Annotated in this window: 6 protein-coding genes; 3 read left to right on the top strand and 3 right to left on the bottom strand. The window is 71.7% G+C overall.

Features of this window, described 5'->3' with window-relative positions; translation table 11 throughout:
* On the top strand, positions 1-389 hold a 389-nt coding region (locus tag C1A33_RS13455), incomplete at its 5' end, for an RNA-guided endonuclease InsQ/TnpB family protein (RefSeq protein WP_133150660.1).
* Positions 390-408: 19 nt separating this feature from the next.
* Complete coding sequence (locus C1A33_RS35710; protein ID WP_243407512.1) at positions 409-693, top strand: hypothetical protein; 285 nt, start codon at positions 409-411, stop codon at positions 691-693.
* A 3-nt stretch (positions 694-696) separates the two neighbouring features.
* Here C1A33_RS35710 and C1A33_RS13445 read toward each other — a convergent pair whose 3' ends face one another.
* Complete coding sequence (locus tag C1A33_RS13445) at positions 697-2,091, bottom strand: IS701 family transposase (RefSeq protein ID WP_101831861.1); 1,395 nt, start codon at positions 2,089-2,091, stop codon at positions 697-699.
* 375 nt (positions 2,092-2,466) lie between these two features.
* Between C1A33_RS13445 and C1A33_RS13440 the strand changes: the two genes are divergently transcribed.
* The gene (locus tag C1A33_RS13440) at positions 2,467-5,658 is read left to right on the top strand and encodes a tetratricopeptide repeat protein (protein WP_101831860.1); all 3,192 of its coding nucleotides are present in this window, start codon (positions 2,467-2,469) and stop codon (positions 5,656-5,658) included.
* A 34-nt stretch (positions 5,659-5,692) separates the two neighbouring features.
* Here C1A33_RS13440 and C1A33_RS34160 read toward each other — a convergent pair whose 3' ends face one another.
* Positions 5,693-6,220, bottom strand: a complete 528-nt coding sequence (locus C1A33_RS34160) for a hypothetical protein (protein WP_133150659.1) — start codon at positions 6,218-6,220, stop codon at positions 5,693-5,695.
* A 138-nt stretch (positions 6,221-6,358) separates the two neighbouring features.
* On the bottom strand, positions 6,359-10,423 hold the full coding sequence (gene pglW / locus C1A33_RS13435) for a BREX system serine/threonine kinase PglW (protein ID WP_243407511.1): 4,065 nt from the start codon (positions 10,421-10,423) through the stop codon (positions 6,359-6,361).
* Positions 10,424-10,434 lie beyond the last annotated feature (11 nt).

Raw genomic sequence — 10,434 nt, 5'->3', positions numbered from 1 at the left:
GGGATCATCTGCACAAGCTGTCTACTCGACTTGTTCGCGAGAACCAAACGATCGTCGTCGAGGATCTCACTGTTCGGAACATGGTCCGCAGTCACTGTCTTGCCCGTGCGATCTCGGATGCGGGCTGGCGGGATCTGCGGAGCATGCTGGAGTACAAGGCCGGCTGGTACGGCCGTGAGGTGATCGCGGTGGACCGCTGGTATCCAAGCTCGAAGACCTGTTCGTCCTGCGGGGCGCTGGTCGAGAAGCTGCCGTTGGATGTCCGGGAATGGGCCTGCCGCGGCTGCGGCGCAGCCCACGATCGGGATGTGAACGCGGCACGGAACATTCTGGCCGCGGGGCTCGCGGTGTCAGCCTGTGGAGACGGAGTGAGACCACCCCGCTCCTAGAACGGGGAGGCGTCTGTCGGTGAAACAGGAAAACCCGACCGTGAGGAAGGGAATCCCCGTCCTTCAGGGCGGGGAGGATGTCAACTTTGTGATCGTCGGAAGGGTCGGCGCCCGGCTTCAAGGTGCGCCGAACATCACCGACGATCTCGATATCGTCCCCGAGCCCACCCCAGGGAATCTTGCTCGGCTCGCAGCCGCACTGTCGGGGCCGTCAACGACAAAGAAGGCCGGTAACTCTACCGAGTACCTGGCGCACCCATCTGTGGAGCCGGCCGCCTCCCGCCTAGTACTACAGTTGCAGTGATCTCTATGTGGCTGGTATCGGTGTGGCGTTGCGCTGGGCGGCGCGGATCCGGGTTTGGTAGTGGTAGTAGCGGCCGAGTGCCTGGTGCCTGCGGCGCCACTCCGACCACCAGGTGATCACGTCGCGTGGGATGGCGGTCTGCCTGAACAAGGCGATGAGGTGACGGATTTCGCTGAGCGTGAGCGGGATCATCATATGTCTGTCTGGTTCCGGCTGGTCGGCGATGGCGAGGCCATCTGGATGGCGCTGATATCCCACCGAGGTTCTCTCTGGCGGGATTGTCGGTGGGTGTTCTTCACGGTTCCTCAGGGCGGTGACGGCGAGCCATGTGTGAGCGAGTATCGCGAGGGTGATGTGCCGGTACCAGGCGTGGTACCGGCGAACCTGGTAGTGGTCGAGACCGACCTCGTTCTTCGCGGACTCAAAGCATTCTTCTATGCCCCAGCGGCGTCCCGCGACGGTGATCAGCCTGGCGAGGGGAACCGGCCGTGGGCTGTGGGTGAGGAAGAACGCGAGTTCCCCTTCTTCGGTGCGTGCGCGGCGTATCAGGACCTGCTGGGGACGGTTGTCGGGGCCGGCGTAATCGCAGGTGTCGACCAGCGCCCAGTCATACAACCGAGGTCCTTTCGAGCCATCGGCGCAGGAGTATGTCTCCCACGCGTGCGCGGGGACCTTCACCGCGAGGGTGTCGACCCGGTGACGGCCGACGGCGGTGGTGACCGCGGTGTCCCGCTTGACCGCGAGGACGTAGCCGATGCGATGTTCCTCCAGCCAGTCGCGTAGTTCGGGATCGGCGCCGTACACCTCGTCACCGGCAACCCAGCCGATCTCCCGGTGCGCCAACCAGAACCGGCGGATCATGTCCAGCGCGAGCAGCGGCTTGGTCGCGAATCCCATCCGGGCCGGGATACCCGCGTCTGCGCACCGTGCCCGGTCTTCGGTCCAGCTCTCGGGAAGGTACAGTTCCCGGTCGACCAGAGCACGTCCTTTCCCGGACACGTAGGCGGCGAACACGCCGATCTGACAGTTCTCCACACGGCCCGCCGTGCCGCTGTACTGGCGCTGCACCCCGGCGGACTTCTTTCCTTTCTTGATGAAGCCGGTCTCGTCGAGGACGAGGACCCCGTCCGGCTCGATCAGATTCTCCACGACGTACGACCGGACCACGTCGCCGACAGCATCCTCATCCCAGGCGTACTCGTTCAGGAGTCGCTGCATCTTCTGCGGGCCGGCGTCCTGGCTGAACTCCGCGAGCGTCCACCCGTTCTTCCGTTCCGTTCGAGACAACAACCCCGCCACATACGCCCGCGCCTGCACCCGCGGCTGATCCGACCGGAAACAGTCAGACAGGCGAGCGAACAACTCCTCCAGCCCCGCCTCCCACACCGCAACGTCCATCTCGGATACGCTACCCGTCGCGGCCACCGCCGCATCCTCATGTGTACTCATAAACCATGGAGAATCACGCGGTGGCCGCCCCATGCCACCCGCCACGCCGCAGGCGCGAATAAGGACCACACGGCAGCCACTGGGACTGTAGTACTAGCCGAGCAGGGCGACAGCTATGAGCTCGATGCGGCGGCCCTGGACGTCGACCTTTCGCCCGCTGTTCTGGATCGGGACGGCGACGCATCGGATACACGGTAACTGGGCCCTTCTGCCAGATGGCCCGGTGCCAAGAGTGAGAGGCACGCGGGCTAATCGTACCGTCCGGCTCATGCCGGTCGGGGTAGCGCCAGCTTCTGGTTTAGGTGACTGTGTCATGCTGTTCGGGTGACGGGCGGGGGCGGGGGTCGCGCTGTCGACGTCTTCGTGTCCTGCGCCGAGGACGGGCGCGGCTGGGCGAAGTGGATCACGGCCACGCTGGAGGAGGCGGGGTATCTCGTTCGGCTCGACGCCTGGGATGTCGTCCCGGGCACCCACCTGCCGTCCTGGCTGAACGAGGTGACGCAGCAGGCCCGCCGCACGATCGCGGTGGTGTCGGACGGCTACCTGGATTCGGCGACGGCGCCGGCGGAGTGGGGGGCGGCCTGGTCGCCGCGGATCGCGGACGGCGAGCGCCGCCTCCTGGTCGCGCGGGTGGCGGACCGGCCGATTCCCGGGCTGCTCGGCCAGCTCGTCCCGATCGACCTGGTCGGCCGTAGTCCGTTGGCCGCGCAGACCATGCTCCTCGCGGCAGTGCGTTCCGAGACCGAGACTCCGGCGGCGGGCGACGACGGTTCCGCGGGACCGCGCGAGGGATGGAGCGTCCCGGACCGCGGCCGAGGAAGCTCGACCGACGCCCTGTTCCCGGGTGAGCTGCCGGCGGTGTGGAACGTGCCGCGGCCGGCGAGCCGGTTCGTGGGCCGGACGGCGGCGCTGGGCCACCTCGACGAGGCGATGTCCGCGTCGGCGGGTCGGCTGGTCGCGGTGACGGGGCTCGCGGGGATCGGCAAGACGAGCCTGGCCGTCGAGTACGTCCGCCAGCAGCGGATGGGCTTCGACGCGGTGTGGTGGGTGCCCGCGGGGCGCCCGGAGCTGGTCGGGGAGCGCGTACGGGCGCTCGCGCCGGCGCTCGGGCTGCCCGCGCACGCGGAGCCGGCCGCGGTGCTCGCCCGCCTCGACGCCGCCGACGGGCGATGGCTGCTCGTCCTCGACGGCGCCGCCAGCCTCGACGAGCTGCCCGGCTGGCTGACGCCGTCCACCGGCGAGGGCCGGATCCTGGTCACGTCCCGCGCCGACGACTGGGCCACGGCCGGCGCGGTGGTGGTGCCGGTCGGCCCGATGCCACGACCGGAGTCGGTGGCGCTGCTCGCCGAACGGTTGCCGACGGTCGACCCGCAGGTCGCGTCCCGCATCGCCGACCAGCTCGGAGACCATCCGCTGGCCCTCGACCAGGCGGCTCACCGCATCGGCCAGGCCCGGGTGCCCGCGGAGACCTACCTGGCGGCGTTGATCGACCGGCCCACCGTCCTGCTCGGGCAGGGAGAAGTACCTGGACGGCCCGGGGTCACCGCCGCCACCCTGTGGGACGAGCCGATCCACCGCCTCGACGCGGACGCGCCGGCCGCCGCCGAGCTCCTCCGCCTCGCCGCGCACGGCGATGCCACCCCGCTGCCGCTGCGGATCCTCACGGCCGACCCGGCGGCGATCCGCGGCGTGGAGCTGCGAGCGGCTGCCGGGGATCCGCTGGAGCTCGCCGACACGGTCGCCGCCCTGGAACGCTCGGGCCTTGCCCACCGCGACGGCGCGGCCCTGGCCATGCACCCCCTGGTCCGCAACGCCGTCCGCGCCGACACCAACCCCGAGCACGCCGAGCAGCTCGTCGACTCCCTCGGCCGGATGCTGCACTGCTCTCTGCCCGAGCAAGTCACCGCCAACCCGGACGCCTGGCCGGCGTGGCGAACCCTGCTCCCCCACGCCCTGGCCACCCTGGAGGCCACCGACCCCGCCGCGGACACCCCGCACACCGCCTGGCTCGCCGAGCACACCGCCGCCTACCTCACCGAGCAGGGCCGCCCTGACCAGGCCGAACCCCTCGCCGCACGCGCGGTGACCGCCCGTGAACGCCTCGACGGCCCCGACCACCCCGACACCCTCACCGCCCGCGAAACCCACATCCGCGCCGCCCTCAACGCCGATCACCTCGCCGTCGCCGGCCCCCTCGCCGAACGCAACGCCACCGACCGCGCCCGCCTCCTCGGCCCCGACCACCCCGACACCCTCACCAGCCGCGAAACCCTCGCCCGCGCCTACCAACGCGCCGGCCACCTCGACCACGCGACCCAGGTTTTCCAGCAGAACCTCACCGACCGCACCCGCATCCTCGGCCCCGATCATCCCGCGACCCTGGAAAGCCGCCACCGCCTCGGCGCCGCGCTCGACGACTCCGGCCGTGGCGACGAGGCAACCCGGATCCTTCGGCCTACTCTCATCGCCCGCGATCGCGTTCTCGGCGCCGACCATCCCGAGACTCTGAACACCCACCACCAACTCGCCGCCACCTACCAGCGCATGGGCGCCACCGGCGACGCTCTCGCCCACGCCGAACCGACCCTCACCGCCCGCGAACGCGTCCTCGGCCCCCACCACCCCGCCACCCTCGACAGCCGCCACCAGCTCGGCGTCATGTACCGCCACGTCGGCCGTCTCAGCGAAGCCACGCACGAACTCGATCAAGCGCTCGCTGGCCGCGAGCACGTTCTTGGTCCTGACCACAGAAGCACTCTCGACAGTGCCCACGCACTCGCCAGTGCCCACCGATCAGCCGGGCGCCCGGAGGTTGCTGTGCCTCTTTTCGAACGGGCCCTCACCAGCCGTGAAAATACCCTTGGCCCTGACCACGAGAAGACGACTCTCAGCCGAGAGCAGCTCGCCGTCGCCTACATCGCGTGCGGACGACCGGGCGACGCTACTCCGCACCTTGAGCGCCTTCTTGACCGCCATGAACGTGTCCTTGGTGGTACGCACCCCCGCGCTATGGAGGTCCGCGACACCCTCGCGGCCCATTACCGCGACACCCAGCAGCCTGAATCAGCCCGTCACCACCTGGAACGCCAGATCGACGCGGGGATCCAGACCGGAGGTGCCGATGCCCGCACTTTGCGATCGGCGACCAGTCTCATCGAGGTCTATCGCCAGACCGGCCGGACAACCCAGGCAGTCGAACTCAGCGAGCATGTCCACGCCATCCGCAGCCACACCCTTGGCCCAGATCATCCTGAGACCCGGGCGAGCCGGGCCACGCTCGCTGACTCGTACAGTCAAGCCGGCCGGTATACCGACGCCGCTCCGCTGTACCGCGCCGCTCTGACGGACGCGATGCGCGAACACGGCCCGTACCACCCGGACACCCTCGGCGCCCGTCGCGCACTCGCACACGCAACATCAGCGGCGGACTCCAACGGACCTCTCCACTCAGAGCGGCCGAACCTCACCGACAGTCCCCCTCATCCCGAAACCAGCCGCCCCCGATTCGGCGCCTGAACGGCCGGCATCCACCATGCCCATCAGCGAGGCGTCAATGGAGGTCAGCTGGCCCATCTCCATCTCCATCCGCGACCGAAGACGCATCCGGCTCCTCTGATGGCCGCTTCAGCCGCCCCAGCTTGTCGAACAACCGCGACCGCGCATCGTCCGCAGCAGGCCACTCCTCGGCGCGTTCACGCTCGCGCTCTTCACGAGCACGCGCCTCGCGCGCATCGGCAGCCGCATTCGCCTTGTCTCGAAACTCTCGCATCCTCTGATCGAGTTCTTGCTGCTCTGACGCGAACTCGTGCTCCGCGGCCAGACGATTCGTCAGTTCCTGATCGTCGCGAGAGTTCCAGGTGTGGGTGAAGGAGCCGTCCCAGTTGACGGGGCGTAGAGGCGGGCGATCGGCCGGCGGGGTCTCGGACAGTCCGGCAGGACCGCTGGGAGAAGGGTCGGATGGGGACCAGCTTCGAGGAGCCGCCGCGTCCGATGCGGGTACGGCTGGGTCCTGGTCGGCGTGGGGGGCCTGCTCGGGTTCAGCGTCTGGGTTGGGGTCGTCGGTCGGGGCATGGGACACGGTCGTCCTCCTTCGGCTGGCACCAGTGGTAATCATCCCACTGCGCGCCGCGCGTTCACCGCGGCCGGCAGCGTCCAGCGTCGCCGGGACCGCCCGCGGCAGTCCGCCACGCTGTGGGTCCGCCCTACCGCGTCGCGGTCAGGAGGCCTTGTCGGTGTGGTCGGGGTCCTCGTCGGCGGCGCGGTGGCGGTTGCGGGCCCAGGAGTCCGGGAGCGCGATCCACTCGCTTTCGGTCGCCAGTTGGACGAGCGCGCCGTCGAGACGCGGCGGGCGGGTCGGCTCGGGAGTCGGGCACAGCACCCAGACGGGCCGGGCGCCGGCGCGGGCCCGCTCGGCGAGGGTGAACAGAACGTCCATACCTCGTCCGCCGTAGCGGCCGAAGACCCCGGCGTCGTGCAGCAGAAGTGGCAGGCGGCGGCCACCGGCGGGGGTGCCGGCCACGACCAGGGCGGTGAGCCGCGGCTCCGCCCGATCCCAGGCACGGCGGACGTAGTCGGCAAGGTTGGTCGCCGCGCGGGTGCCGGGCTCGGCGGCGTCCGCGCGCAGGATCGTCGCCCAGGTCGGCTTGGGTCTGAGGTCGACCTCGGCGTGCAGGGCGTCGAGGAAGACAGCGGCGACGTCGACCAGCTCGGCGGCGAAACGCGGGCGGATCAGTCCCGCGCGGGCGGCCAGGTAGTGGTTGCGCCGCACGGTCAGGGCCCGGAAGCCGTCGACGGCGGCGGCGGCGAGCAGACGCTGCTCGACGAGTGCCGCAGCCGCCTGGTCGGGGTGGTCGAACACCGCGGGTGACGGCCCGCGGCCCAGGTCGGTGGGCTCGCGGACGACCGGGGTTGCCCGCGAGCCGAACCCGGCCGAGGACAGCAGGCCGTGCGGCGGCACGTACCCCTCTCGGGCCGCGTCCCATTCGAGGATGAATCCGGCGGCGGCCAGGGGCGTGTCCAGGGCCGGATGCGCCGGCAGGTCGACGGCCAGGTCCGGGAAGCGGTTGTGTACCCGCTCGTGGATGGTCGCCACGTCCAGCAACGGCCGCGGGACCTCGACGGGACGGATGGGCAGCACGCCGGCCTGGGCGAGCCGCAGCGCCCGGACGAGGTCCAGGTCGCGGGGGTAGATCTCCAGGCGAGCGTTGGCGGCCGCGGTACGGGAGGCGGCGGCCGCGAGACGGACGAGGCGCTGCTGGTCGAGCGCCGCCAGGCCGGCCGGCACGTCGGCCGTCGCGGCCAGTTCACGCTGCACGGTTGTCGGGGCGGGTAGTTCCTCGGCCCGCGCGAGCCGGTCCGCGGCCCGACCCAGGGCGATGGCGTAGTCGAACAGCGCGGGCGCGGCGGGCATCAGCGGGCCGTCATCCTCGGTTGCCTCCAGCGCGACCAGGATGCGCTCGTAGTACCGACGGCGGGCCAGGCGGGGCTCCGAGTCCAGGTCGGCGGTCTCCAGCGCGGCGCGGACCGCGGCGGCGGCGAAGGCCCAACGGGCGTCCGGGGCGAGCGGCGTCCCGGTGCCGCGACGTCCGAGGACTGTGGTGACCAGCTCCTCGAAGCCCATGACCCGGCCGGCGTCCGTGAGGATCTCGACGATTTCGTCATGCACCGAGCGGACGGCGTCGTCGGCGTGCCAGGCCCGGCGGCGGGCCACGAGCACCTGCGCGATCCGGCCGGGTGACACGCCGATCCGGTCGGCGATCTGCTGCTGCGGCGCCCACAGCGGCAGGTCCGGGAGCTCGCCCGCGGCGTCGGGCAGGCCGAGCAGCAGCCTCGACGCCTCCCGCTCGGCGGCGCCCCGTCCGCCGGACCGCGCCCGGGGCAGCAGCCGGTCGGCGAGCGCCTCGACCGGCAGGCGGGCGAAGTCCGCCATCGACGCTGCCGGGGACGACGCGGCCGCCGGCGCGCCGCCACTGGCGACAGCGGAGTCGGCGGACTCGACGGACTCGACGGACTCGGCGGAGCTGGCGGCCGGCCGCGATGCCGCCCCGGTCGTCGCCGGGTCACCGGACGGTCCGTCGGGACCGGCTGCGGCTGCGGGTGCGGGTGCGGCGAACGCGCGGCGCCACTGACGGATCCGGGACTGCAGCTCCTGACGGGTCTTCGCGCCGGTGCCCGGAAGGCTGATGATCTCCTTGGAACCGAGGGCCAGCAGCGCGCCGACGGTCGTCGCGTTCACCTGGTGCGCCGCCGACACCGCCCGCGGCGACAGGCCCGCCGCCTCCAGCGGGGTGTCCGGTGTCGTCGCCGCCGTGACGGGCGCCGGGGGGGTGGAGTCGACGGCCCGGAAGATGGCCTGCCAGGCGTCCCGCATGTCCTTCAGCGATCCGAACCGCTCGCCCGCATCCCGGTGCAGCGCCCGCAGGAAGAAGGCGGTGAGGCCGCCGCGGATCGCCGGGTCGAACGCCTCGGTGGCGAGCGTCGGCGGTCCGGGGGTGAGCCGGGCGTCACCCGAGCCGTTGCCCCACAGCGGCAGCTCGCCGGAGGCCATCTCGTGCAGGGTGACGGCGAGGGCGTAGCGCTCGGCGTGGTCGTCGTAGGTGGTGCGGATGCCGGCGCCGACGAAGGGGTCCAGGTAGCGGGGCGTGCCGGCGGTGGTGTCACGCACGGAGACGTTCGCCAGCGAGAAGTCGATGAGCACGAGCTGGTAGGTACGGTTCGGCCGGCGGCGGATGACGATGTTGTCCGGCTTCAGGTCGCGGTGGGCGACGCCCTCGCCGTCGAGGTAGTCGACCGCGCCGAACAGGTAGTCGCTGTACGTCTCCAGCTCGTCGACGGTCAGCCGGCCCTCGCGCAGCCTGCGGGCCACCGTCCGCTCGCCCGCGTGGTCGAGGACCAGCACCGTGCGCCCGCCGATGACGAGGGTGTCGGGGCGGGCCAGGCGGATCACCCGGGAGTCGTTCAGCCGGCCCAGCACGGACGCCTCGTGCGCGAGGCGCGGCGCCCGCTCGTCCGACAGCGCGACCTTGAGGACCTCGTCGCGGTCGGTCTTCTCGTTGTGGGCGAGGAAGGCCCGGCTCGTCGAACCGGTGCCGAGACGCTCCCGGATCCGCCACTCGCCTCCGACAAGGTCTCCGCGCTGTGCCTCGAGCGGATCGGCCTCGGGCTCGTCCGGCGCGGTGAACTCCTCCTCGACGAGCAGCAGCCAGTCGAGCAGATCGCCGACGCTGGCGAAACGGTCCTCGGGCACTGGCCGGGTCGCCTGCACGACCAGCTCGTTCGCGGCGTCCGACAGGGAGTCGACGACCTGGGCCGGGTGCAGGCCGCCGGACTGCTCGAGGCGCGACGTCAGCGCGTTCGGGCTGTCCGCCGGCGGCTGGCCGGTCAGGATCAGGTAGGCCAGCGCGCCGAGGCCGAACACGTCGATGCCGACCGGATCGGGAAAGGGGGCGCCGACCTCGGGCGCCAGGTAACCGCCGGCGGCGAGCTCCAGATGCGGCAGGAACCGGGCCGCGGGCTGCACCGCCAGGTCCAGCGACGTCCTCGTCATCGCGCTCGACAGGGTGCCGGTACCGGAGCCGGAGCCCGTGTCGCGGGCCGCGGCCTGCCAGTCGCTGATCACCAGCCGTGGGACGAGCCAGCCCTGCTCGTCGTTGCCACCCGCGCGGCGCCGCCGTCGGCCGCCGGCCGGCACGACCAGGACGCTGCGGGCGGACAGCGCCCGGTGGTAGAGATGCCTGCCGTGGGCGTAGGCGACGGCCTCGGCCAGTTCGCGGATCATGTGCAGGCGGGTGCCCGCGTCCAGGCGGTCGCCGTACCGGTCGAGGTAGTGATCGAGGCGCATCTCGTCGGGGCGGTGACGGAAGATCAGCGCTGGCCCCGCCTCGTGGCTCTCCAGCCCGTCGACCTGGACGATCCCGGGATGGTTGATCCCGTGCAGTACCAGGAACTCGCGGCGCGCGACCGCCTCCCGCGCGGCCCGCTCGGCCTCTCCGGCGGCCCGTTCGACGAGGTAGATGCGTACCCGGCGCCGTTCGGAGGCGACCTGGGCGTGGGCGGCGTGGTAGTCCTGCCAGCTCGGGCCGGAGTCGAACGCCGGGAACTCCAGCTGCCAGGAGCCCACCCGCTGGTGGCGCCGGCTGCGGGCGATCCCCGCCGCCGGCAGCAGCTTCGCCAGCGCTTTCGACAGTGCCGGGGTGACGCGGTGCCGCTCGTCGCGCAGCGGCGCGTCGAGCAGGCCGGACCAGATCGACGGCAGCGCGCCGCGTGCGCCGCCCCCAGCCACCGCCCCGCCCC

Source organism: Frankia canadensis, from assembly GCF_900197875.1.
In the GTDB taxonomy this organism is placed as follows: domain Bacteria; phylum Actinomycetota; class Actinomycetes; order Frankiales; family Frankiaceae; genus Frankia; species Frankia canadensis.
This window is presented reverse-complemented; position numbering and strand designations above follow the sequence as displayed.

Coding starts and splice junctions, on each gene's coding strand:
- C1A33_RS13445 (WP_101831861.1), bottom strand. CDS start 2,091: ATGGACGTTGCGGTGTGGGAGGCGGGGCTGGAGGAGTTGTTCGCTCGC.